This window comes from Pantoea eucrina (assembly GCF_001691555.1).
In the GTDB taxonomy this organism is placed as follows: Bacteria; Pseudomonadota; Gammaproteobacteria; order Enterobacterales; family Enterobacteriaceae; genus Pantoea; species Pantoea borealis.
Genome location: NZ_MAYN01000008.1, coordinates 153694 through 177008, shown reverse-complemented (window position 1 = coordinate 177008; position 23315 = coordinate 153694). Strand labels below are relative to the sequence as shown.

The following is a 23315-nucleotide window of genomic DNA, read 5'->3' as shown; positions in this document are numbered from 1 at the left end:
CTTTCTCTCGATAAATATTTCTTATTATTCAGAATGTTATTTTGTGACGCCTGTCACTGTTCGCTTTTTACTCACCTGAAACTCATCACAATCGCATAACATTAATATCATCATAACCTGCTGATTAGCGGATAAAAATATCTTATAAGCCGTCGCTTACTCTGATTAATTCTTATGCTGAATCATTTCGGCATTTAAAAAATAAACAAACGTTTAATTCCAATACGAGAATGTTATATTCAGAAGCATATGCATAACGTGTAGTTAACCGTTATCGCCCCATTGGCTTAACCTGAGTCTTAACCCCTTGAGATAGCGCAGCGCGCGAACAAGCCGCGCGGCTATTTTGCCTGCCAACCTGTTGAGCTTCAGGTCAACAGAAGAGGAGATGTCGCCTCATGAGCAACACTGCGGTAAACCTGGCGCTGAGCAGCGCTGCAATGGATGGTGCAAAACGTCAGGAACGGAAAGAAGTTGATGTCCTGCTGATTGGCGCAGGCGTCATGAGTGCTACGCTTGGCACCTGGTTACAGGAGCTGGAACCAGACTGGTCCATTGAAATGGTTGAGCGTCTGAATGACGTCGCAGTGGAATCTTCCAACGGCTGGAATAATGCCGGTACCGGTCATGCCGCACTGGCAGAGCTTAACTACACGCCGCAAAAGGCGGACGGCTCGATCGATATCGCTAAAGCGGTGACCATCAACGAATCCTTTCAGATGTCGCGTCAGTTCTGGGCGTATCACGTGCAGAAAGGCAACCTGCAGGATCCCAAAAGCTTTATCCATACCACGCCACACATGAGTTTTGTCTGGGGTGACGCTAACGTCGACTTCCTGCGCAAGCGTTTCCAGGCGCTGCAGAAAAGCACGCTGTTCCGCGGTATGCACTATTCCGAAGATCGCGAGCAGATTGCGCAGTGGATCCCGCTGGTAATGAAAGGACGCGATCCGCAGCAGAAGGTTGCTGCTACCTGGACCGATATGGGTACAGACGTCAACTTTGGTGAAGTAACGCGCCAGCTGATCGCCGCACTGGAGAAAAAACCGCATTTCCGTCTGCGTATGCGGCAGGAAGTGCGCGATCTGGTTCGCCTGAACGATGGCCGCTGGCAGGTCACGCTGCTGAATCTGGATACCAGCGAGCAGCGTACCCTGATTACCCGCCAGCTGTTTATCGGTGCCGGCGGCGCCGCGCTGCCGCTGCTGCAGAAGTCAGGCATTCCTGAAGTTAAAGGTTACGCCGGTTTCCCGGTAGGCGGCTCTTTTCTCGTGACCGAAAATCCGGACGTGGTCGCGCAGCATATGGCCAAGGTCTATGGCAAAGCCAGCGTCGGCGCCCCGCCGATGTCAGTGCCGCATGTTGATACCCGCGTACTGGATGGCAAACAGGTGCTGCTGTTTGGCCCGTTCGCCACCTTCTCCACCAAGTTTCTGAAGCAGGGTTCGCTGCTGGATATGTTTGGTGCGATGAACACCAGCAACCTGCTGCCGATGATGCAGGTCGGCCTGAAAAGTTTTGACCTGGTGAAATATCTGGTCGATCAGGTGCTGCAGAGCGACGCCGATCGTATGGAGGCGCTGCGTGCCTATGTGCCGCAGGCGAAACAGGAAGACTGGCGCCTGGTAACGGCGGGTCAGCGCGTGCAGATTATTAAAAACGATGAGCAGGAAGGCGGCGTACTGCGCCTCGGCACTGAAGTTGTCACCTCTGCCGACGGCTCCATTTCTGCGCTGCTGGGCGCCTCGCCTGGCGCATCGACCGCGCCACCGATTATGCTGGAGTTGATGGCAAAAGCCTTTCCTGAGCAGATGCGCTCACCGGAGTGGCAGACTAAAATCCGTGCTGTTATACCGTCCTGGGGCCGCAAGCTTAATGGTGACGTGGCGCTGACCGAGAAAGTACTGGCCGATACCAGCCGCATACTGCAGCTGGAATATGAGCCGGTGATCACCTCGCATGCGGCAAACGACGAAGCGCGGATTACCGCTCACGTGGTCGGCAAGTAAGCTGACTTTTCAGGTGCGCCGCCCGGCGCACCTGCTCTATATCGCGCTCAGCGCGTCATACCCCATCCAGACAGTAGTGGCGACCAGCGATAATGCCATCACCGCATTAAACAGCCGCCGTTTCCAGTGCGTTTGCAGGTGCGTACGCAGCCGATCCCCCAGCGCCGCCCAGAGCAGAATACAGGGCAGATTCAGCGCCGCAAAAGCGGCCAGAACCAGCCAGACGCTGCTGCTGCTGGCGTAGAGCAGCGCCACGTTTGTAACCATCAGCCAGGCTTTCGGATTAACGGCCTGAAAAGCCACGCCGCCCAGCAGCGTCATGGGACGCGGACGGGCGCTGACCTGCGGCGCACCGGCGCGAAATATTTTCCATGACAGCCAGAGCAGATAGCCACAGCCGGCCAGCGTCAGCGGCAGACGCACGGTCGCCATCCACGTCAGCAGCAGCTCCAGCGCCACGCTGGCCAGCAGCATCTGCAGCGCGCAGCCGAGCAGTATACCGGCCAGCATTGGCAGCGTGCGGCGAAAGCCGAAGTTGACGCCTGAGGTAGCCAGCAGCAGATTGTTCGGGCCGGGCGTAATAGACATGATGGTGACGTAACTGAAAAAGGTGGGATCGAGCACAGGCGTTCTCCGGACTGAATAAGCTGACACCATCGTAATGCGCCAGCCGTAATGGCAACAGAGACAGCAATTCAGTATTGTGATGGGTACAGTCGCGTTTTTCCTGCTTTGTACCTGTGATTTCCGGAGGCTATTGTGTCCCTCGCTTTTTCTGACGATCAACCGCGCTATCAGCAGCTGGCAGCAAAATTTGCTGACGCTATTCATCAGGGATCGCTGCGACCCGGCGCACGCCTGCCTGCTATCCGGCGGGTGGCGCAGTCGCATCAGCTCAGCGTGAATACCGTGCTCAGCGCCTGGCAGCTGCTGGAAGATCGCGGACTGATCGAGGCGCGGCCGCAGTCAGGTTATTACGTGCGCGGTGTGCTGCCGGCCGTTACGCCGTCGCTGCAGACGCCCGCTGCAGAAATCAGCGATCCGGATGCACAGAAGCTGGCGCTGATTGAGCAGGTTTTTGCCGCGCAGAATAATCCTGACTACACCAATATTTCACTGGCCTGTCCGCAGGACAGCGAACTTTTTCCTTCAGCGAAGCTGGGCCGGATCACCGCCGCGCTGATCCGGCGCCAGGGCGACATTATCGGCCGCTATGCGCTGCCGCCCGGCAGCGAGCGGCTGCGCGAGGAGATCGCCCGACGCAGCGTGCATACCGGACTGAACCTTACCGCTCAGGCGATCACCCTCACCCACGGCTGCATGGAGGCGCTGCAGCTGGCGCTGCGTGCGGTTACGCAGCCCGGCGACTGTATCGGACTGGAATCCCCCACCTATTTTTTCCTGTTTCCGCTGCTCGCCTCGCTGGGGCTGAAAGCGCTGGAGATCCCGACCGATCCGCATCGCGGCCTCTCACTGGATGCGCTGGAGATGCTGCTGCAGGAGCAGCGCATTCAGGCGCTGATCGCCATGCCGGGCGCGCAAAATCCGCTGGGGTACGTGATGCCGCTGGAGAACAAAAAACGGCTGGCCGCGCTGATGAATCACCACCGCATCCCGCTGATTGAAGACGGACTCTATGATGAACTGCAGTTTGACTGGCCGCTGTCCCCGCCGGTTAAGGCGTTCGATCGCGATGGCTGGGTGATTTACTGCACCAGCTTTACCAAAACCGTGGCCCCTGATTTCCGCATTGGCTGGACCGCCGCGGGCCGGTTTCACGCCAGCATCGCGCGGCTGAAGGCGGTTTCATCAATGACTGAATCGCGGCTGCTGAGCGAGACGCTGGCAGAGTTCCTCGCCAGCGGAGGCTATGATCATCATCTGCGCTCGCTGCGCCGGCGCTATGCGGCAAACCTGGATGCGGCTCGGGGCATTCTGGCACGCCATTTCCCGCAGGGGACACGCGCCACGCTGCCGCGCGGCGGTTTTGTTTTCTGGGTCGAGCTGCCGGGTGAGATCGACACGGTTATGCTGTTTACCCGGCTGCTGCAGGAGCAGATCTGCGTCACGCCAGGTGCGCTTTATACACTGAGCGAACGCTACCGGCATGCGCTGCGCCTCTCCTGCTGCTATCCGTTTGACGCGCGTTATACCAGTGCCTTAGCGCGCACGGGCGCCCTGGCATGTGAGATGACCGGCATCGCCCCTGCTGTGCCCTAAGGCGTGCCGTTGCGTCCCCAGGTGGTAAAGCCGGGACGCTCCGTCAGCCGCTCATAATAAGTCTGTATCGCCGGAAAATCGGGGTGATCCAGCGGCGTCTCAAACCAGCGGTTCACCGCCAGGCCGACCGGAATATCCGCCAGGCTGAAGTGACGTCCGGCCACGTAGCGGCCCGATTTTTCCAGCTGCTGGTTGAGAATGCCCATGGTGTGCGTCCAGCCTTTTACCGCTGCCGCGAGCAGGCGGGGATCCTGATGCGCCGGCGAATTACGCACCAGAGACATAAAGGCGTAGCGCCAGGAGGTATTCAGCTCAGTGGCCTGCCAGTCGATCCACTGATCCACCGGCGCGCGTACGCGCGGTTCGTCCGGATAGAGCCATGCGCCACCGTAGTTGCTGGCCAGGTAGCGCAGAATAGCGTTGGATTCCCATATCACCAGCCCGTCGTCGATGATGACCGGCACCAGCGCGTTGGGATTCAGCGCCATAAACTGCGGTGCATGCAGCGACAGCCCGTCGTCGCCCCAGGCCTCATGTTTATAGGTGATATTCAGCTCAGCGCAGAGCCACAGCACCTTGCGCACGTTGATGGATGTATTACGACCTAAAATTTTTAACATTGCGGACTCCGCCTGCAGAATTATTAATCTATTCATAGTCCTGTTAGCACGCTTTTACCATGCGCAGGGTATCATTCCCCATATTGACTGACAGAAAAGGGATCGATATGAGAGTGGCGTTTAAACAAGTGGACGTTTTTACCGCAACGGCATTCCGCGGAAATCCGCTGGCTGTGATCATGGATGCACAGGGGTTAGCTGACGGGCAGATGGCAGCCATTGCGCGCTGGACCAATCTGTCAGAGACCACCTTTGTTCTGCCGCCAGAGCACGGTGCGGCGGACTACCGCGTACGCATTTTTACCCCGGAAGGGGAGCTGCCGTTTGCCGGTCACCCGACGCTGGGTACGGCACATGCGCTGCTGGAAGCGGGCTGGCCGCTGAAAAACGCCGGCTGCATTATTCAGGAGTGCGGCGTCGGGTTGGTCGAAGTGCGTATCGCCGCCGATGGCGCGCTGGCGTTCGCGGCCCCGGCGGCGAGCCTGACGCCGTTCAGCGATGCGCTGATAAGCCGCGCGCTTAACAGTGAGGCCTTTGATCTGACGCAGTCGCCTGCCGTGGCGGATATGGGAATTCGCTGGCTGCTTATCCCGCTCAGCAGCGCGCAGGCGGTACGCGATGTCACGGCTTCCGCGGCCGATCTGCAGCAGCTGCAGCAGCGCGCTGGCGTCAGCGGCACGCTGATTTTTGGCACACTGCCGCCGGGGGAGCCGGAGCAGTATGAGGTGCGCGCGCTACTGGTGGAGAATGGCAGCCTCACTGAAGATCCGGTCACCGGCAGCGCTAATGCCTGTCTGGCACGCTACCTGGCGGCACAGGGCCAGACGCGCAGCTACCGGGCACGCCAGGGCAGCGTGATCCAGCGCACCGGCCGTATTGACGTTACCTATACGGAGGAGGCAATCTGGATTGGGGGTCAGACGGTAACGGTAATAGACGGTACCATCACGCTCTGACGCGCCGCTCTTACGTCAGCAGGCAGTCACAACGCCTGACCGCCCGATGCTTCAATGCGCTGGGCGGTGATCCAGCCGCTCTCCTCGCTCAGCAGCATGCAGATAGCGTCACCGATGTCGTCCGGCAGCCCGACCCGCCCCAGCGCGGTGACGGACGCAATCTGCGCATTGAGGTCACGCGTATCGCGCACCCGTCCGCCGCCAAAGTCAGTCTCAATCGCGCCGGGTGCCAGGATATTGACGCGAATGCGCCGCGCGCCCAGCTCTTTCGCCTGATAGCGCGTCAGCACCTCCATGGCACCTTTCATCGCGGCATAGGTCCCGGAACCGGGCTGCGTGATGCGGGTCAGGCCGCTGGAGATATTCAGGATGCTACCGCCGTCGTTCAGCAGCGGCAGCAGCGTCTGGGTCAGAAAAAACGGGCCTTTCAGGTGCACATTGACCAGCGCATCAAATTCCGCCTCAGTGGTTTCGGTCAGCAGCCGATAGTGGCCATGACCTGCATTATTTACCAGAAAATCAAACCGGTCGCGCTGCCAGAGGCGCTGTAGCGTCTGCGTGAGCTGTTGTGCAAAGGCAGCGAACTGGCGGCTGTCACCCACGTCCAGCGGCAGCGCAGCTGCCTGCACGCCCAGCGCTTCGATCTCCTCCACCACTCTCTGCGCTTCATCGGCGTGACTTCGGTAGGTAAATACAATATGTGTGCCGCGCGCGGCCAGTTTCAGGGCTGCATTCCGTCCCAGACCGCGGTTTCCGCCGGTAATCAGCGCAATTTTGTGATTCATAACTCTCTCCTGCTGCAAAAGTGAACGTCTGATAAAGATATTCAAACCAAAGTGATCTATAAACGCAGATAACTGCGCAGCACTGTTTCAATAACAACAACAATCGGTGAACAACATGGATAAAATTCATGCAATGCAGGTTTTTGTACGGGTCGCGGAGATGGGCAGTTTTACCCGGGCAGCGGAAAGTCTGGGTTTACCCAAGGGCAGTGTGTCACGTCAGCTGCAGGCGCTGGAAAATCAGATGGGCACGCGCCTGCTGCACCGTACCACCCGGCGCGTGCATCTCACCCAGGACGGGCTGGTCTATTACGATCGCTGCCTCGATCTGCTGTCGATGATGGAAGATATGGACAGTCTGTTTCAGCATGACCCGGCCACGCTGAGCGGCAAACTGCGGGTCGATATGTCGGTGGCGATGGCCACGCGCTTTATTCTGCCGCGTCTGCCGGAATTTCTGCAGCACTATCCTGGTATTGAGCTTGAGCTGAGCAGCAGCGATCGCCAGGTGGATGTGATCCGTGAAGGGTTTGACTGCGTGGTGCGCGTGGGCGAGCTGAAAGATTCCGGGCTGATTGCGCGAAAAATTGGCACCTATGCCTTGATCAACTGCGCCAGTCCCGACTACCTTTCCCGCTTCGGACGCCCGATACGGCTGGAGGAGCTGTCGCAGCACGCCATGGTGCACTATACCCAGCAGCTGGGTCAGTCCGCGCCGGGATTTGAATATTTTGATGGCCGGCAGTGCCACTATGTGCAGACCGGCGGCGTGGTCACGGTAAACAGCACTGAAACCTATCGGGCCGCCTGCCTGGCCGGACTGGGCATTATTCAGGTGCCGGCAATGGGTGTTCAGCCGCTGCTGGAGTCGGGTCAGCTGGTGGAAGTGCTGCACGCCTTTCCGGCAAAACCGATGCCGATTACGCTGCTCTATCCGCACCGCCGTAACGTGGCGCGCCGCGTGCGGGTGTTTATGGAGTGGCTGAGTCAGGTGCTGCAGGAGTACGTCACCTGACGCATCCGCCGTGCCCGTTATTTAGGGTATATAATTTCAGTTTCGCAGTGAACAGGATGCCTATCGTCTATGACAGACAAAACAACCCAGGAGTCAGCCGCCGATCCAAAGCCGCTGATCGATATCCACACCGGTAACAAAACCGTGGATGGCTCAATTCGTCGCGTGTCGCGCTTCGCCACGTGGTTTCAGTCTATTCCGGCTGTGGCCCACTTTATCCGGGCGCTGGATCGCTTTAATGACCGGCTGGGCAGCCAGTTTGGCGCGGCGATCACCTATTTCTCTTTTTTATCACTGATCCCGATCCTGATGGTGTCGTTTGCCGCCGTGGGGTTCGTGCTGGCGTCCAATCAGGATTTGCTGTCAGAGCTGATTAACAAAATTGTCAGCAGCATCAGCGATCCCACGCTCGCCACCACGCTGAAGAATACCGTGAACACCGCGATCCAGCAGCGCGCTACCGTGGGTCTGACCGGTCTGCTGCTGGCGCTCTATTCCGGTATCAACTGGATGGGCAACCTGCGCGAAGCGGTCCGCGCGCAGTCGCGCGATGTCTGGGAACGAACGCCGGATGATAAAGAGGTGTTCTGGAAGAAATATCTGCGCGATCTCTTTTCACTCCTGGGGCTGATGCTGGCTCTGGTGATCACCCTTTCGCTGACCTCGATTGCCGGTGCTGCTCAGGCGGCTATCGTCAGTGCGCTGGGGCTGGACGGCATTGACTGGCTGCGTCCGGTCATGACGGTCATTGCTCTCTCAATCTCCGTGCTGGCGAACTATCTGCTCTTTCTGTGGATTTTCTGGATCCTGCCGCGTCATAAGCCGCGTAAAAGAGCGCTGCTGCGCGGTACGCTGCTGGCAGCCATCGGCTTTGAGGTGATTAAATTCGTCATGACGCTGACGCTGCCGAAGCTGGCAACCTCTCCTTCAGGCGCCGCCTTTGGTTCGGTACTTGGCCTGATGGCGTTTTTCTACTTCTTTGCCCGCCTGACGCTGTTCTGCGCCGCGTGGATCGCCACGGCGAAATATAAAGGGGACACGGAAATGCCACAGCCGCGTCAGCCCTCCTGACAGCGTGTGCAGGGCAACTGACTAAACAGTAATATCTGTTTCCTGCTGGCGAATTTCAGCGCATCCGCCAGCAGGAAACCCCGGCAGGACACTTTTATTTAGCGGTTTGGCAGCGATTCACGCCAGAAAAATGCTCCCTGCCGCTGCCATCCGCCATCAATCCGGTTAACTCAGACATTATCCTCTTTTTCGGCGAAAATCGCCGTTTTGCCACGCTTTTTGCTCATTGAATGCCGCATACCAGGTGCGTAATATTTCTGGTTTACATTTACAATTAAGAAACATTTATGCAAGCCTCCATCACAGAAACACCTGACGCACTGCACGACGATGCGCCGGTCAATTCGCGCGGTAAAGTTGTCGTTGCTTCCCTGGTCGGTACCGCTATCGAGTTCTTCGATTTCTACATTTACGCCACCGCAGCGGTTATCGTCTTTCCGCATATTTTCTTTCCGCAGGGGGATGCCACCGTTGCTACCCTGCAGTCGCTGGCAACCTTTGCCATCGCCTTTGTCGCGCGGCCAATCGGCTCAGCGGTGTTTGGTCACTTTGGCGATCGCGTCGGTCGTAAGGCGACGCTGGTCGCTTCGCTGCTGACAATGGGCGTCTCAACAGTGCTGATTGGTCTGCTGCCGGGTTATGAAACCATTGGCGTTGCTGCGCCGCTGCTGCTGGCGCTGGCACGCTTCGGCCAGGGACTGGGGCTGGGCGGTGAATGGGGAGGTGCCGCGCTGCTGGCAACGGAGAATGCGCCGGCGAAAAAGCGCGCGCTCTACGGCTCGTTCCCGCAGCTGGGCGCACCGATTGGCTTTTTCTTTGCTAACGGCACGTTCCTGCTGCTCTCCTGGCTGCTGACCGACGAGCAGTTTATGCAGTGGGGCTGGCGCGTGCCGTTTATCCTTTCGGCGGTGCTGGTGCTGATCGGCCTTTATGTGCGCGTCTCGCTGCATGAGAGTCCGGTTTTTGCCAAAGTGCAGAAGGAGCAGAAGCAGGTGCGTATGCCTATCGGCACGCTGCTGAGCAAGCATATGACGGCGACCATTCTCGGTACGTTTATCATGCTGGCTACCTATACGCTGTTCTACATCATGACCGTCTACTCAATGAGCTACGGCACCGCGCCGGCACCGGTCGGACTCGGCTACTCGCGCAACAGTTTTCTGTGGATGCTGATGGTGGCGGTAATCGGATTTGGCGTAATGGTACCGATTGCCGGTCTGCTGGCCGATCGTTTTGGCCGCCGCAGAACCATGATCACGATTACGCTGATGATTATCGCTTTTGCACTGATGTTTCCGCTGCTGCTTGGCTCCGGCTCGCAGATTCTGGTGATGGGCTTTCTGCTGCTGGGTCTGAGCATTATGGGCCTGACGTTTGGTCCGATGGGTGCGCTGCTGCCGGAGCTGTTCCCGACCGAAGTGCGCTATACCGGTGCTTCTTTCTCTTATAACTTGTCGTCGATTCTCGGGGCTTCCGTCGCGCCTTATATCGCTACCTGGCTCAATGCAAATTATGGCCTGCAGGCAGTAGGTTTCTACCTTGCCGCTATGGCAGTACTGACGCTGATTGCCCTGATCGCCTGTAAAGAGACACGGCACCAGACGCTGTATGATGCGGCGTAACGTCGCGTTCTGATGCAGTACAAAAACCCGGCCAGTCCGGGTTTTTTATTGCGTAGGCCGCGGGGGCGGGATGGTGCGGCGCTCCTGCGGGGTGTATCGCGTAGGGGCCGCATTTATGCGGCCCCTTAAGCCAGGGCGCCATTAATGGCGCCCCTACGGGTGGTGCGGCGCCTCTGCAGGATGTATCGCGGTAGGGGCCGCATTTATGCGGCCCGTTGAGCCAGGGCGCCATTAATGGCGCCCCTACGGGTGGTGTGGCGCCCCTGCGGGGTGTATCGCGTAGGGGCCGCATTTATGCGGCCCGTTGAGCCAGGGCGCCATTAATGGCGCCCCTACGGGTGGTGCAGCGCCTCTGCAGGATGTATCGCGGTTAGGGGCCGCATTTATGCGGCCCGTTGAGCCAGGGCGCCATTAATGGCACCCCTACGGGTGGTGCGGCGCCTCTGCAGTATGTATCGCGGTAGGGGCCGCATTTATGCGGCTCGTTGTGCCCGGGCGCTGTTCTGCGCAATAAAAAACCCCGGCAGGCCGGGGTTTGATGAGGCTGAAAATTGTCGGGCGGAAGATTTAACCAGCTACCGCGATACGTTTCATATCGGTCATATAGCCACGCAGTTTGCGGCCAACGGTTTCAATCGGATGCTGACGAATCGCTTCATTAACGTCACGCAGCTGCGCGTTATCAACCTGAGTGCCTTCCGTCGCTTTACCCAGATCGCCTGGCTGCAGCGTGGTCATGAACTCCTGCAGCAGCGGCACGGCCGCGAATGAGAACAGATAGTTGCCATACTCGGCGGTATCGGAGATCACCACGTTCATCTCATACAGGCGCTTACGCGCGATGGTATTGGCAATCAGCGGCAGCTCATGCAGCGACTCATAGTATGCAGACTCTTCAATGATGCCGGCATCTACCATGGTTTCAAACGCCAGCTCAACGCCCGCTTTTACCATTGCGACCATGACGACACCTTTATCGTAGTACTCCTGCTCTTCGATTTTGCCTTCAAACTGCGGCGCGTTTTCAAACGCCGTTTTGCCGGTCTCTTCGCGCCAGGTCAGCAGGTTTTTGTCGTCGTTTGCCCAGTCAGCCATCATGCCGGACGAGAATTCACCCGAGATGATGTCATCCATATGCTTCTGGAACAGCGGCGCCATAATGGTTTTCAGCTGCTCAGAAAGCGCATACGCACGGATTTTTGCCGGGTTAGAGAGACGATCCATCATCAGAGTAATGCCGCCAAACTTCAGCGATTCGGTGATGGTTTCCCAGCCGAACTGAATCAGTTTTTCGGTGTAGGCGACATCGTGCCCTTCAGCCACCAGCTTGTCGAAGCAGAGCAGCGAACCCGCCTGAAGCATGCCGCACAGAATAGTCTGCTCACCCATCAGGTCCGATTTTACTTCCGCCACAAAGGAGGATTCCAGCACGCCCGCACGGTCACCGCCGGTAGCCGCTGCCCAGGCTTTCGCGATGGCCATACCTTCACCTTTCGGATCGTTTTCCGGATGCACAGCGATAAGCGTCGGAACGCCAAAGCCACGCTTATACTCTTCGCGTACTTCAGTACCCGGGCACTTCGGTGCCACCATCACCACGGTGATATCTTTGCGAATGGTTTCGCCCACTTCAACAATATTAAAGCCGTGCGAGTAGCCCAGCGCAGCGCCATCTTTCATCAGGGGCTGAACCGCTTTCACAACAGAGGAGTGCTGTTTGTCTGGCGTCAGGTTAACCACCAGATCTGCCTGCGGGATCAGCTCTTCATAGGTGCCCACTTTAAAGCCGTTTTCTGTTGCTTTGCGGAACGAGGCGCGCTTTTCCGCAATCGCTTCTGCACGCAGCGCATAAGCCACGTCCAGTCCGGAGTCACGCATATTCAGACCCTGGTTCAGGCCCTGTGCGCCACAACCCACTATCACTACTTTTTTACCTTTCAGGAAGCTGGCGCCATCGGCGAACTCATCGCGCGCCATAAAGCGACATTTGCCCAGCTGCGCTAACTGATTGCGCAGGTTTAATGTGTTGAAGTAGTTAGCCATGGGGTACTCCGCATCGATGTTGTGTTTGCATTATTGTCTGGTAACGGCGCCTGCTTCAGCGCCGCGAATGACCCCATCATATGACAGGAAATCCATTGCTTAAATTGATATATTAACAACGTTACATTGCAATTTTTGCAATACAGAATGTCAGGAGATCCCGGATGGATTTACGCGATTTAAAACTCTTTCTGCATCTGGCGGAAAGCTGCCATTTTGGCCGCACGGCACGCGCCATGCACGTCAGCCCCTCTACGCTGTCGCGCCAGATCCAGCGGCTGGAAGAGGATGTCGGTCATGCGTTGTTTCTGCGGGATAACCGCACCGTGACGCTGACGGAAGCGGGTGAACGTCTGCGCCAGTTTGCCCAGCAGACGCTGCTGCAGTATCAGCAGCTGCGTCACGTCATGGATCTCAACGGCCCCTCACTAAGCGGTGAGCTGCGTCTGTTCTGCTCGGTGACCGCCGCGTACAGCCATCTGCCGCCGATTCTCGATCGCTTTCGTGCTGAACATCCGCAGGTGGAGATCAAGCTTACGACCGGCGACGCAGCAGACGCCATTGAGATGGTGCAGTCGGGTGAGGCCGATCTGGCCATCGCCGGCCGGCCGGAATCGCTGCCCGCCAGCATCGGCTTTACGCCGCTGGGACTGATCCCGCTGGTGCTGATTGCGCCGGCGCTGCCCTGCCCGGTACGCAGTCAGGCCACGCAGACGCAGCCCGACTGGTCACAGATCCCGTTTATTATCCCGGATCAGGGGCCGGCGCGGCGCGGTATCGATCTCTGGTTCCGGCGCTATCGTCTCGCTAATCCGCAGATCTACGCCACGGTGGCGGGTCATGAGGCGATTATCTCGATGGTGGCGCTGGGCTGCGGAATTGCGCTGGTGCCGGATGTGGTACTGGAGAACAGCCCTGAGCCGGTGCGAAACCGGGTGATGACGCTGGAGGGCGTGGAGTCAGTAGCGCCGCTGAAGCTGGGCGTTTGCGTACAAAAAAAGCGGCTCGGGGAGCCGCTGATTCACGCGTTCTGGCACCTGCTCTGATTACTGCCCGGCGAGGAAGAAACGAAAAGCCGGGTTATTCGCCTCATCGTGCCACTCGTAACCCAGTGCCGTAAGGTGGGTTTCGAAATCGGGTTCTTTGTCATTCACTTCAAAGGCCGCCAGCACGCGACCAAAATCGGTGCCGTGACTGCGGTAGTGAAACAGTGAGATATTCCAGTGCGCACCCAGCGTCTGCAGAAACTTCAGCAGTGCGCCCGGCGCTTCCGGGAACTCAAAACTGAAAAGCCGCTCGCGCAGCGATTTTGACGGACGCCCGCCAACCATATAACGCACGTGCAGTTTGGCCATCTCATCATCAGAGAGATCCACCACCTGGTAGCCCCCTTCCGTAAGCTGGCTGATGATCTCGCTGCGCTCCTCAAGACCGCGCGTCAGGCGCACGCCGACAAAGATGCAGGCGCTGTCCGCATCCGCATAACGGTAGTTGAACTCCGTAACCGATCGGCCGCCCAGCGTCTGGCAGAATGTCAGAAAGCTGCCCTGCTGTTCAGGAATGGTCACCGCCAGCAGCGCTTCCCGCTGCTCTCCCAGCTCGCAGCGTTCAGAGACATAGCGCAGACCGTGGAAGTTGACGTTAGCGCCCGACAGCACGTGTGCCAGACGCTCACCTTTGATGTCGTGCTGCTGGATATACTTTTTCATGCCCGCCAGCGCCAGCGCACCTGAGGGCTCCGCCACTGCGCGCACATCCTCAAACAGATCTTTCATCGCCGCACAGATGGCATCGCTGTCGACGGTGATGATGTCGTCGAGATACGCCTGGCAGAGCCGGAAGGTTTCGCTGCCGATGCGTTTCACCGCCACGCCCTCGGCAAACAGCCCGACGCGCGGCAGATCCACCGGCTCACCTGCCGTCAGCGCAGCTTTCAGGCAGGCAGAATCCTCAGACTCAACCGCAATGACTTTGATCTGCGGCATCAGCTGCTTGATCAGTACCGCGACTCCGGCTGCCAGCCCGCCTCCGCCAACCGGGACAAAGACGCGATCGAGATGCGCATCCTGCTGCAGCAGCTCCATCGCCAGCGTGCCCTGTCCGGCAATCACCGCCGGGTGATCAAACGGCGGCACAAAGGTGTAACCCTGCTGCTCCGCCAGCTCAATCGCCTTCGCTTTGGCTTCATCAAAACTGGCACCAAACAGATACGCTTCGCCACCGAACGCCCGTACTGCATCGACTTTGATGTCAGCCGTCGTGACCGGCATGACAATCAGCGATTTAAGTCCCAGCGTGCTGGCTGAGAGCGCAACCCCCTGCGCATGGTTACCGGCAGAGGCAGTCACCACGCCGCGCGCTTTCTGCTCTTCGTTTAATCCGGCGATCATCGCATAGGCACCGCGCAGCTTGAAGCTGTGCACCGGCTGCCGATCTTCACGCTTCACCAGAATAGTATTGCCCAGCCTTGATGAGAGCTTCTCCATCTTCTGCAGGGGCGTCACCTGCGCAATTTCATAAACCGGCGCACGCAGAATGGCGCGCAGGTACTCCGCGCCGTCGGGCGACGCGGAAAGGGGTTGAGACTCAGCCATACCCTCAGCCTCCCAGCTTCGACTTGTCGCGTACCGCGCCTTTATCTGCGCTGGTCGCCAGTGAGGCGTAAGCACGCAGCGCAAAAGAGACCTGACGTTCGCGGTTGTGCGGCGTCCACGCAGCTTCCCCGCGCGCAGCTTCTTCTTCACGGCGGGCGTGCAGCTCGTTATCCGGTACCGCTAATTTAATGCCGCGATTCGGGATATCGATCTCAATCAGGTCACCATCTTTCACCAGCGCAATGGTGCCGCCGCTCGCCGCTTCCGGCGAGGCATGGCCGATTGAGAGGCCGGATGTGCCGCCAGAGAAGCGTCCGTCGGTGATCAGCGCGCAGCTTTTGCCAAGGCCCATCGATTTCAGGTAGGTGGTGGGATAGAGCATCTCCTGCATACCCGGACCGCCTTTTGGCCCTTCATAGCGAATGACGACGACATCGCCTGCCACCACTTTACCGCCCAGGATCGCTTCAACGGCATCATCCTGGCTTTCGTAGACTTTCGCCGGCCCTTTAAAGGTCAGGATCTCTTTATCGACGCCCGCCGTTTTAACAATGCAGCCATCTTCTGCCAGGTTGCCGTACAGCACCGCCAGGCCGCCATCCTGTGAGTAGGCGTGTTCGCGCGTACGGATACAGCCCTCAGCACGATCGTCATCCAGCGTGTCCCAGCGACAGCTTTGCGAGAACGCCTGCGTGGTGCGGATGCCCGCCGGGCCGGCGCGGAACATATCTTTTACGGCCTGGTCCTGCGTCAGCATGATGTCGTACTGATCCAGCGTCTCACGCATTGTCTGCTGCAGAATATTGCGCGCGCTGGTGTCGATCAGGCCAGCCCGATCCAGTTCGCCAAGAATACCGATTACGCCGCCGGCGCGGTGCACATCTTCCATATGGTATTTCGGGGTGCTGGGTGCCACTTTACACAGCTGCGGGACTTTACGTGACAGGCGGTCAATATCGGAGATATTGAAGTCGATCTCGCCCTCCTGCGCCGCTGCCAGCAGATGCAGTACGGTATTGGTGGAGCCGCCCATGGCAATATCCAGCGTCATGGCGTTCTCAAACGCTGCTTTGGTCGCGATATTACGCGGCAGCATGTTAACGTCATCCTGCTCGTAGTAGCGTTTGGTCAGGCTCACAATGCGTTTACCCGCATTGATGAACAGCGCTTTACGATCGGCGTGTGTGGCCAGCAGCGAGCCGTTGCCCGGCTGCGACAGGCCCAGCGCTTCAGTCAGACAGTTCATGGAGTTAGCGGTGAACATTCCGGAACAGGAGCCGCAGGTTGGGCAGGCTGAGCGCTCAATCTGTTCACTGTCGGCATCGCTGACGTTTGGGTTCGCACCCTGAATCATGGCATCCACCAGGTCCAGCTTGATGATCTGGTCGGAGAGTTTGGTTTTGCCTGCTTCCATCGGGCCGCCGGAGACAAAGATCACTGGAATGTTGAGGCGCAGTGCCGCCATCAGCATTCCCGGGGTGATTTTGTCGCAGTTGGAGATACAGACCATCGCATCCGCGCAATGGGCGTTGACCATGTACTCTACGGAGTCGGCGATCAGCTCACGTGACGGAAGTGAATACAGCATGCCGCCATGCCCCATGGCGATACCATCATCTACCGCAATGGTGTTGAACTCTTTTGCCACGCCGCCCGCTGCTTCAATCTGCTCTGCAACCAGCTTGCCGAGGTCGCGCAGGTGCACGTGCCCCGGTACAAACTGTGTGAATGAGTTCACTACCGCAATAATCGGCTTGCCGAAATCATCATCGGTCATTCCGGTGGCGCGCCACAGGGCACGGGCACCCGCCATATTACGGCCGTGGGTGGTGGTGGCTGAACGGTACTTAGGCATGCTCTATTTACTCCAGTCTGAAAAATGACGCGGGCGCTGCTGCCCCCGCGTTGCTGTCTTGTTACGGATTAACCTGATCCAGCCAGCCATACTTATCTTCGGTTTCGCCGGTAAACAGGCCAAAGAACGCTTTCTGAATTCGGGTGGTCACCGGACCACGCTTGCCTTCACCGACCTGAATGCCGTCAACGCTGCGCACCGGGGTGATTTCCGCAGCGGTGCCTGACATGAAGATCTCATCGGCCAGATAGAGCGACTCGCGTGACAGTACCTGTTCGCGCACTTCGATACCGAGATCGTGTGCCAGTTTGATGATTGCATCGCGGGTGATGCCCGGCAGAGCGGAAGAGGTAAACGGCGGCGTAAACAGAATGCCATCTTTAACTTCAAACAGGTTTTCGCCCGCGCCTTCGGAGATGTAGCCCTGCGTATCCAGCGCGATCCCTTCCTGATAGCCGTGGCGGCGCGCTTCGCTGCCCACCAGCAGAGAGGAGAGATAGTTACCGCCTGCTTTGGCCGCAGTAGGCAGCGTATTAGGGGCCACGCGATTCCACGAGGAGACCATGGCATTGATACCCTGCTCCAGCGCTTCCGGACCGAGGTAGGCTCCCCACGGGAAAGCCGCAATGATAACGTCAGTGGTAAAACCGTCCGGCGGGTTAACACCCAGGCCCACATCGCCGACAAACGCCAGCGGACGGATATAGGCGCTCTTCAGATTGTTAACGCGGATCACTTCGCGGCAGGCTTCCATCAGCTCATCGACGCTGGCCTTGATCGGAAAACGATAAATTTTCGCGGAGTCGTGCAGACGCTGCATATGTTCACGGTGACGGAACACTACCGGGCCTTTGTGCGAGTCGTAGCAGCGTACGCCTTCAAACACCGAAGTACCGTAATGCAGTGCGTGAGACATAACGCTGACTTTTGCGTCTTCCCACTTAACCATTTCTCCGTTGAACCAAATAAAGTCTGCTTTCTTCGTACTCATCGTTATGTCCTTTGGCGACTAAGCGCGGATTTGTTGTGTTGTCTGCTGCTGGATCTCGACACAGGCGACATCCAAAAGTTTGCGTAACTGAGAAGACAGTAAATCGACTGAGCGCTGGCTGGCAACGGTCATTTCGATATTAATGTTGTCTGCATTGCTGGCGGAGCCCATATTCATTGCGCAGACCTGAAAGCCACGGTGGCGAACAACGCGCAAAATGCGCTCCAGCACTTCCGGGCGAAAACGGGCTTCAATTGATAACTGATGCTGATTCATACGGTTTTCTCCATCATGTTTGCGTTGCTGGCACCCGGCGGGACCAGTGGCCAGACGTTTTCATGCTCATCAATCGAAACATGCAGGAAATAAGGTCCTTCGCTGTTCAGCAGAGCATCAATCGCGGCGTCAACTTCATCTTTACGGCTGATACGCTGGCCTGGAATATCAAATGCGCGGGCCAGCATCAGAAAATCGGGGTTATCAGTCAGGGTGGTCTCGCTATAGCGGCCATCGAAAAACAGCTGCTGCCACTGGCGCACCATGCCCAGCCGCTGGTTATCCAGCAGCAGAATTTTTACCGGCAGCTGTTTGCGTTTAATGGTACCCAGCTCCTGAATGTTCATCATGATGGAACCGTCACCGGAAACGCAGATCACCGTGTCATCAGGACGGGCAATCTGCGCACCCACGGCCGCTGGCAGGCCAAACCCCATGGTGCCGAGACCGCTGGAGGTGATGAAATTTTCCGGCGCGCTGAACGCCATATGCTGCGCCGTCCACATCTGATGCTGACCCACATCGGTGGTCACGATGGTACTGTCCGGCTTGCGATCGGAAACCTGCTTCAGCAGCAACGGCGCATAAATCGCGTCGCCTGGGTGATCGTAGCGCCAGCTAAATTCCGCTTTCATCGCACGGACTTCATTACGCCATGCATCAATCTGCAGTGGCATGCTCAGCGCGGGCAATATCTGCCGGAGATCGCCCGGCAGCGAAACGTGGGCACGGCGCAGTTTGTTCAGCTCCGCCGGATCGATATCGATATGAATGACGCTGGCATGCGGCGCAAAGGTATCCAGCTTGCCGGTCACGCGGTCATCAAAGCGGGCACCTACTGCAATCAGTAAATCGCACGACTGTACGGCAAGGTTAGCCGCTTTAGTGCCGTGCATGCCGAGCATACCGAGATAGAGCTCGCTGCTGCTCTCTGCGCAGCCGAGTCCTTTCAGGGTCGAGACCACCGGGATCCCGCTTTCTGCAGCCAGGGCACGCAGCGCCGGAACCGCCTGCGCCATGCCCACGCCGCCCCCAACGTACAACACGGGTTTTGCTGCACGTGCCATTAAGGCGCGAGCGTCATCAATGTGTTGCGGTGAATGGGAAAGCGTCTCCTCAACCGGCAGCAGATGGGGCGTCAGTTCCGCGCTGGCAATCTGGATATCTTTTGGAATATCAACCAGCACCGGCCCCGGACGTCCCGACTGCGCGATAGCAAAGGCTTCGGCCATTACTGAAGGCAGATCGTCAAGCGACTCCACCAGAAAACTGTGTTTGGTGCAGGCCAGCGACAGCCCGAGGACGTCAATCTCCTGAAAAGCGTCGGTGCCCATGACAGCGGATGAGACTTGTCCGGTAATGGCTACTACGGGCACAGAATCCATCATCGCATCCGCCAGGCCGGTGATCAGGTTAGTGGCGCCCGGACCGGAGGTTGCGATGCAGACGCCGGTTTTACCCGTGGCTCGGGCATAGCCGATAGCGGCTATCACCGCACCCTGCTCATGACGGCACAACAGATGTTCTACGCCGCCATCATATAGCGCATCGTACACGGGCATGATAGCGCCGCCAGGATAACCGAACACGGTATCAACGCCCTGCGCGCGTAATGCCTGAACTACCCATTGTGCACCTGTCATGGTTATTCTCCTGTAATCCTGTGAGAACAACAGAATTTTATGCTACTGCTCATAATCTGCTCCTCGCTAATCAGCTGATAGTTTGTCTGGTCAAAAAAAAACCCCCGGACCTTTCGGTGCGGGGGTTTTTGAGATTTCAGACTTGATTTTTAAGCCTTTCTTTCTCCAGACGCAGCCCCGCACGGTGGGTTAATAATCACCACCACGCTAATCACGACTAGGCTAATCACGGATAGAAGGGCTTTCATACGTTGTCTTTTATTCGCTTGTTCGAAGTAATGCCTACAGAGTTATCATAGTTAGCAGGTCATTTACAATAATTTTCATCAGCCAATTTTCCGTGGTCGGGATGTAATTATCGTTATCACCTTGTAAAAACTAGGTTATTCAGATTTGTGATAAATATTCATTACGCCCGGCACGTAACTGCACGCCGTTTAGCGGAAGCGAGCGCTCATTGTTAGTGAAACCAGTGGAAAAACGCAGGAAAATGCGGAATAAAGCAGGCAAAAAGGTATACCAGGCATCGCAGATAGCGTGCTAACGGGCAAAGATAGAGGCAACAAGGAGGAGTGATGTCTTTATCTAAAGTTCTGACCCGTGCGGCACTGGGTATTGAAGCGCCGCTGGTCACTGTTGAGGTCCATATCAGTAACGGATTGCCCGCGCTGACGCTGGTCGGCCTGCCTGAAACCACGGTTAAGGAGGCACGCGAACGGGTACGCAGCGCCATCATTAATAGTGGGTTCAGCTTTCCGGCTAAACGTATCACTATTAATCTTGCACCTGCCGACCTGCCCAAAGAGGGAGGCCGCTACGATCTGCCGATTGCTATTGCGCTTCTCGCAGCCTCAGAGCAGCTGCCAGGAGATAAACTTGCGCGTTATGAGTTCCTGGGTGAGCTTGCCCTTAACGGCGCGCTCTGTGGCGTGCAGGCTGCGATTCCGGCCGCGATGGCAGCGCTCAGGGCCGGCCGTCAGATGATTGTTGCCGAGCAAAATCAACAGGATGTGGGGTTAATTCAGCAGGGGGAAACGCTGACCGGCGTGCACCTGAGTGAAATATGCGCTTTTCTGCATAATCAGACCATGCTCAGGGTGGCACAGGCCGCTACTGAAGACGCCACGGAGCCTCTGCAGGATCTGCGTGACGTTATTGGTCAGCAGCAGGGACGGCGTGCGCTGGAGATTGCCGCCGCAGGCGGACATAATCTCCTGCTGCTCGGGCCGCCCGGTACAGGTAAAACAATGCTGGCGACGCGTCTGCCGGGCATTATGCCACCGCTGGACGACAGTGAAGCGCTGGAGTGTGCGGCCATTGCCAGCCTGGTCACTACGGGCGGGCAGCGCGCTCAGTGGCGTAAGCGCCCTTTCAGGGCGCCTCATCACAGCGCCTCTCTCTACGCGCTGGTTGGCGGAGGCTCAATACCCCGTCCGGGTGAAATCTCCCTGGCGCACAATGGCGTACTGTTTCTGGATGAGTTACCGGAATTTGATCGTCGTGTTCTTGATGCGCTGCGCGAACCTATCGAGTCAGGTGAAATTGCCCTCTCCCGTACGCGGGCTAAAGTGACCTATCCTGCCCGCTTCCAGCTGATTGGCGCAATGAACCCCAGCCCCACCGGGCATTATCAGGGCAATCACAACCGCTGTTCACCACAGCAGGTACTGCGTTATCTCAGCCGGTTATCAGGGCCTTTTCTGGATCGCTTTGATTTGTCGCTTGAGATCCCGCTGCTGCCGGGCGGAACGCTGAGTCAGCAGACTGTTACCGGTGAGAGCACTGCGCAGGTCAGGGAACGGGTACTGGCGGCCAGAGCACGTCAGCAGGCCCGCGCCGGCAAGATTAATGCCCATCTTACTAATGCCGAGATTACGCGAGACTGTGTGTTGAACCAGGCTGATGCAGAGTGGCTGGAAGAAATACTGAATACGCTGGGATTGTCAGTACGTGCGTGGCAGCGCATCCTGAAAGTGGCCAGAACCATCACCGATCTTGCCGGAGAAACCCAGATATTACGGTCGCATCTGCAGGAAGCGGTAAGCTATCGCAGCATCGATCGTCTGATGATTTATCTGCATAAAACGCTGGAATAAAAACGGGGCCATTCAGAGCCCCGTTTTATCAGTCATCACTGTCGCTGAAATCTTCAACCGTATCCATCTGCGGCTTGCCACCTGAGAGGGTGTGAAAGCGTTTGGGACGCTTGATGCGGGCGGTATACTTAGACCAGACGCGCTCTGCTTCGGTCAGCGGCTCACGTTGTCCGCGGCACACTTCAAGGAATGAGCGCTCTTCCTCTGTTACGGGTTCGCGTTTTGCCAGATCAAGCTCATTAAAGGCATATCCATGGCGTTCCAGAAGCTGGGCCTCTTTAATGGTGAAATCACCATGACGTGAAAATCCACGTGGATAATGTTTGTTATCGAAGAAACGATTTGTTGTTGCGAAGCTTTCCGCCATTTTACACGCTCCTGATTCTCATATGGCCGTGCTATTTATGGCGCGGAGTATTAGATAGGCTTGACAGAGTGTAAAACAAAACATTTAAATCAGTACGACAAACAAATTTTGGGAGAATAGTGTGGATACGGAATTACTGAAAACTTTTCTGGAGGTGAGCAGAACGCGTCATTTTGGACGCGCTGCGGAGGCGCTGTACCTTACGCAATCTGCTGTCAGTTTTCGCATCCGTCAATTGGAAAACCAGCTGGGCGTGAATCTTTTTACCCGCCATCGTAATAATATCCGCCTGACTTCAGCAGGTGAACGACTATTACCTTATGCGGAAAGCCTGATGAGTACCTGGCTGATGGCAAAAAAAGAGGTTTCGCATACGCAGCAGCACCATGAGCTCTCTATCGGGGCCAGTGCTTCCCTGTGGGAGGCTTATCTTACGCCATGGCTCCAGACGCTCTATGAGAACCGTGAGAGCCTGCATATGGAAGCCCGTATTGCCCAGCGTCATTTGCTGGTTAAACAGCTGCACGAGCGGCAGCTTGATCTGTTAATCACGACAGAAGCACCAAAAATGGATGAGCTGACCAGCCAGCAAATTGGTCATATATCGCTTGCTCTGTTCCGGGCGCGTAAAACAGAAAAGCGCGAGAAATATGATTATATAAAACTGGAATGGGGGGCAGATTTTCATCAGCATGAAAGCTATTTGTCCAGCGATGACGTTCCGGTATTAACAACAACATCAGCACATCTCACACGAGAACTGTTACATACGACCGGGGCCTGTGCTTTTTTACCCGATTCCTGGCAGGCAATATATGACGATATTGTACTGATCCCTGACACACCGGTAGCGGTGCGCCCGCTGTATGCCGTCTGGCTGCAGAACAGCGATCAGCAAACGCATATTCGTCAGCTGCTTAAATTTCCGGTTCTGGCGCATTGAGATAAAAGACAGAGAAGGGTCTGAAGCGATTAAAGCAGGCGCAGACTCTTTATTTTTTGCATGGATGCAGAGGGAGCCTGAATTTCAGGCAAAAAAAATCCTTTGCCGAAGCAAAGGATTGTTTTCTGGCAGGGGCGGAGGGACTCGAACCCCCAACACCCGGTTTTGGAGACCGGTGCTCTACCAATTGAACTACGCCCCTAAATAGG

The 23315-nt window shown here is 57.1% G+C and carries 20 protein-coding genes and 1 tRNA gene; 9 read left to right on the top strand and 12 right to left on the bottom strand.

Annotation, left to right across the window (positions count from 1 at the left end):
• Positions 1 to 398: 398 nt before the first annotated feature.
• Positions 399 to 2009: a malate dehydrogenase (quinone) gene (mqo, locus tag BBA90_RS06975; RefSeq protein ID WP_065648498.1), complete on the top strand. Its 1611-nt coding sequence runs from the start codon at positions 399 to 401 to the stop codon at positions 2007 to 2009.
• 36 nt (positions 2010 to 2045) lie between these two features.
• Here the strand turns inward: mqo and BBA90_RS06970 are convergent, their stop codons facing one another.
• Positions 2046 to 2633, bottom strand: coding sequence for a LysE family translocator (locus BBA90_RS06970; protein ID WP_065648497.1), 588 nt, complete (start codon positions 2631 to 2633; stop codon positions 2046 to 2048).
• A 135-nt stretch (positions 2634 to 2768) separates the two neighbouring features.
• On the opposite strand from BBA90_RS06970, the gene BBA90_RS06965 reads away from it, so the two are divergent.
• Positions 2769 to 4229, top strand: a complete 1461-nt coding sequence (locus BBA90_RS06965; protein WP_065648496.1) for a PLP-dependent aminotransferase family protein — start codon at positions 2769 to 2771, stop codon at positions 4227 to 4229.
• Here the strand turns inward: BBA90_RS06965 and BBA90_RS06960 are convergent.
• Positions 4226 to 4849 carry a glutathione S-transferase family protein gene (locus BBA90_RS06960; protein WP_065648495.1) on the bottom strand — a complete coding sequence of 208 codons (624 nt, stop codon included), beginning with the start codon at positions 4847 to 4849 and terminating at the stop codon, positions 4226 to 4228. The two genes, BBA90_RS06965 and BBA90_RS06960, sit on opposite strands and share 4 nt — an antisense overlap.
• Positions 4850 to 4956: 107 nt before the next feature.
• Here BBA90_RS06960 and BBA90_RS06955 point away from each other — a divergent pair, with 107 nt between their 5' ends.
• Positions 4957 to 5805, top strand: a complete 849-nt coding sequence (locus BBA90_RS06955; protein WP_065648494.1) for a PhzF family phenazine biosynthesis protein — start codon at positions 4957 to 4959, stop codon at positions 5803 to 5805.
• Positions 5806 to 5831: 26 nt separating this feature from the next.
• Here the strand turns inward: BBA90_RS06955 and BBA90_RS06950 are convergent, their stop codons facing one another.
• Complete coding sequence (locus tag BBA90_RS06950) at positions 5832 to 6590, bottom strand: SDR family NAD(P)-dependent oxidoreductase (RefSeq protein ID WP_065648493.1); 759 nt, start codon at positions 6588 to 6590, stop codon at positions 5832 to 5834.
• Positions 6591 to 6705: 115 nt separating this feature from the next.
• Here BBA90_RS06950 and BBA90_RS06945 point away from each other — a divergent pair, with 115 nt between their 5' ends.
• The 3 genes from BBA90_RS06945 (at position 6706) to BBA90_RS06935 (ending at position 10298) form a co-directional block, all read left to right on the top strand.
• Positions 6706 to 7605, top strand: a complete 900-nt coding sequence (locus BBA90_RS06945) for a LysR family transcriptional regulator (protein WP_065648492.1) — start codon at positions 6706 to 6708, stop codon at positions 7603 to 7605.
• A 69-nt stretch (positions 7606 to 7674) separates the two neighbouring features.
• Positions 7675 to 8676 carry an inner membrane protein YhjD gene (gene yhjD, locus BBA90_RS06940; RefSeq protein ID WP_065648491.1) on the top strand — a complete coding sequence of 334 codons (1002 nt, stop codon included), beginning with the start codon at positions 7675 to 7677 and terminating at the stop codon, positions 8674 to 8676.
• Positions 8677 to 8963: 287 nt separating this feature from the next.
• A complete protein-coding gene (locus BBA90_RS06935; protein WP_065648490.1) occupies positions 8964 to 10298 on the top strand; it encodes an MFS transporter in 1335 nt (444 codons plus the stop codon).
• Positions 10299 to 10865: 567 nt separating this feature from the next.
• Here the strand turns inward: BBA90_RS06935 and ilvC are convergent.
• The gene (ilvC, locus tag BBA90_RS06930; RefSeq protein ID WP_065648489.1) at positions 10866 to 12341 is read right to left on the bottom strand and encodes a ketol-acid reductoisomerase; all 1476 of its coding nucleotides are present in this window, start codon (positions 12339 to 12341) and stop codon (positions 10866 to 10868) included.
• 164 nt (positions 12342 to 12505) lie between these two features.
• Here ilvC and ilvY point away from each other — a divergent pair, with 164 nt between their 5' ends.
• Positions 12506 to 13387, top strand: a complete 882-nt coding sequence (gene ilvY / locus BBA90_RS06925; protein ID WP_065648488.1) for an HTH-type transcriptional activator IlvY — start codon at positions 12506 to 12508, stop codon at positions 13385 to 13387.
• On the opposite strand, the gene ilvA is transcribed toward ilvY, so the two are convergent.
• The 6 genes from ilvA to ilvL form a co-directional block, all read right to left on the bottom strand.
• Positions 13388 to 14935, bottom strand: a complete 1548-nt coding sequence (gene ilvA / locus BBA90_RS06920; protein WP_065648487.1) for a threonine ammonia-lyase, biosynthetic — start codon at positions 14933 to 14935, stop codon at positions 13388 to 13390.
• Positions 14936 to 14939: 4 nt separating this feature from the next.
• Positions 14940 to 16790, bottom strand: a complete 1851-nt coding sequence (ilvD, locus tag BBA90_RS06915; RefSeq protein WP_065648486.1) for a dihydroxy-acid dehydratase — start codon at positions 16788 to 16790, stop codon at positions 14940 to 14942.
• Positions 16791 to 16851: 61 nt separating this feature from the next.
• Entirely contained in the window at positions 16852 to 17781 is a 930-nt protein-coding gene (locus BBA90_RS06910) for a branched-chain amino acid transaminase (protein WP_039381127.1), read from the bottom strand.
• An 18-nt stretch (positions 17782 to 17799) separates the two neighbouring features.
• The gene (gene ilvM / locus BBA90_RS06905; protein ID WP_039381130.1) at positions 17800 to 18057 is read right to left on the bottom strand and encodes an acetolactate synthase 2 small subunit; all 258 of its coding nucleotides are present in this window, start codon (positions 18055 to 18057) and stop codon (positions 17800 to 17802) included.
• Positions 18054 to 19700: an acetolactate synthase 2 catalytic subunit gene (gene ilvG / locus BBA90_RS06900; protein ID WP_065648485.1), complete on the bottom strand. Its 1647-nt coding sequence runs from the start codon at positions 19698 to 19700 to the stop codon at positions 18054 to 18056. Before ilvG ends, ilvM begins: the two co-directional genes overlap by 4 nt.
• A gap of 149 nt (positions 19701 to 19849) precedes the next feature.
• Positions 19850 to 19948 (bottom strand): ilv operon leader peptide, encoded by a 99-nt coding sequence (gene ilvL / locus BBA90_RS18725; RefSeq protein WP_071669254.1) that lies wholly within the window; start codon positions 19946 to 19948, stop codon positions 19850 to 19852.
• Positions 19949 to 20275: 327 nt separating this feature from the next.
• Here ilvL and BBA90_RS06895 point away from each other — a divergent pair, with 327 nt between their 5' ends.
• On the top strand, positions 20276 to 21796 hold the full coding sequence (locus tag BBA90_RS06895; RefSeq protein WP_065648484.1) for a YifB family Mg chelatase-like AAA ATPase: 1521 nt from the start codon (positions 20276 to 20278) through the stop codon (positions 21794 to 21796).
• 28 nt (positions 21797 to 21824) lie between these two features.
• Here the strand turns inward: BBA90_RS06895 and BBA90_RS06890 are convergent, their stop codons facing one another.
• A complete protein-coding gene (locus tag BBA90_RS06890; protein WP_065648483.1) occupies positions 21825 to 22163 on the bottom strand; it encodes a DUF413 domain-containing protein in 339 nt (112 codons plus the stop codon).
• Positions 22164 to 22284: 121 nt separating this feature from the next.
• Between BBA90_RS06890 and hdfR the strand changes: the two genes are divergently transcribed.
• Entirely contained in the window at positions 22285 to 23106 is an 822-nt protein-coding gene (hdfR, locus tag BBA90_RS06885; protein WP_065648482.1) for an HTH-type transcriptional regulator HdfR, read from the top strand.
• 126 nt (positions 23107 to 23232) lie between these two features.
• Here the strand turns inward: hdfR and BBA90_RS06880 are convergent.
• Positions 23233 to 23308, bottom strand: a tRNA-Trp gene (locus BBA90_RS06880).
• Positions 23309 to 23315 lie beyond the last annotated feature (7 nt).

Bases quoted from the DNA above. Each gene is read 5' to 3' on its own strand.
- mqo (WP_065648498.1), top strand. From the start codon at position 399: ATGAGCAACACTGCGGTAAACCTGGCGCTGAGCAGCGCTGCAATGGAT.
- BBA90_RS06960 (WP_065648495.1), bottom strand. From the start codon at position 4,849: ATGTTAAAAATTTTAGGTCGTAATACATCCATCAACGTGCGCAAGGTG.
- BBA90_RS06955 (WP_065648494.1), top strand. From the start codon at position 4,957: ATGAGAGTGGCGTTTAAACAAGTGGACGTTTTTACCGCAACGGCATTC.
- BBA90_RS06950 (WP_065648493.1), bottom strand. From the start codon at position 6,590: ATGAATCACAAAATTGCGCTGATTACCGGCGGAAACCGCGGTCTGGGA.
- BBA90_RS06945 (WP_065648492.1), top strand. From the start codon at position 6,706: ATGGATAAAATTCATGCAATGCAGGTTTTTGTACGGGTCGCGGAGATG.
- yhjD (WP_065648491.1), top strand. From the start codon at position 7,675: ATGACAGACAAAACAACCCAGGAGTCAGCCGCCGATCCAAAGCCGCTG.
- BBA90_RS06935 (WP_065648490.1), top strand. From the start codon at position 8,964: ATGCAAGCCTCCATCACAGAAACACCTGACGCACTGCACGACGATGCG.
- ilvC (WP_065648489.1), bottom strand. From the start codon at position 12,341: ATGGCTAACTACTTCAACACATTAAACCTGCGCAATCAGTTAGCGCAG.
- ilvY (WP_065648488.1), top strand. From the start codon at position 12,506: ATGGATTTACGCGATTTAAAACTCTTTCTGCATCTGGCGGAAAGCTGC.
- ilvA (WP_065648487.1), bottom strand. From the start codon at position 14,935: ATGGCTGAGTCTCAACCCCTTTCCGCGTCGCCCGACGGCGCGGAGTAC.
- ilvD (WP_065648486.1), bottom strand. From the start codon at position 16,790: ATGCCTAAGTACCGTTCAGCCACCACCACCCACGGCCGTAATATGGCG.
- BBA90_RS06910 (WP_039381127.1), bottom strand. From the start codon at position 17,781: ATGAGTACGAAGAAAGCAGACTTTATTTGGTTCAACGGAGAAATGGTT.
- ilvM (WP_039381130.1), bottom strand. From the start codon at position 18,057: ATGAATCAGCATCAGTTATCAATTGAAGCCCGTTTTCGCCCGGAAGTG.
- ilvG (WP_065648485.1), bottom strand. From the start codon at position 19,700: ATGACAGGTGCACAATGGGTAGTTCAGGCATTACGCGCGCAGGGCGTT.
- ilvL (WP_071669254.1), bottom strand. From the start codon at position 19,948: ATGAAAGCCCTTCTATCCGTGATTAGCCTAGTCGTGATTAGCGTGGTG.
- BBA90_RS06895 (WP_065648484.1), top strand. From the start codon at position 20,276: ATGTCTTTATCTAAAGTTCTGACCCGTGCGGCACTGGGTATTGAAGCG.
- BBA90_RS06890 (WP_065648483.1), bottom strand. From the start codon at position 22,163: ATGGCGGAAAGCTTCGCAACAACAAATCGTTTCTTCGATAACAAACAT.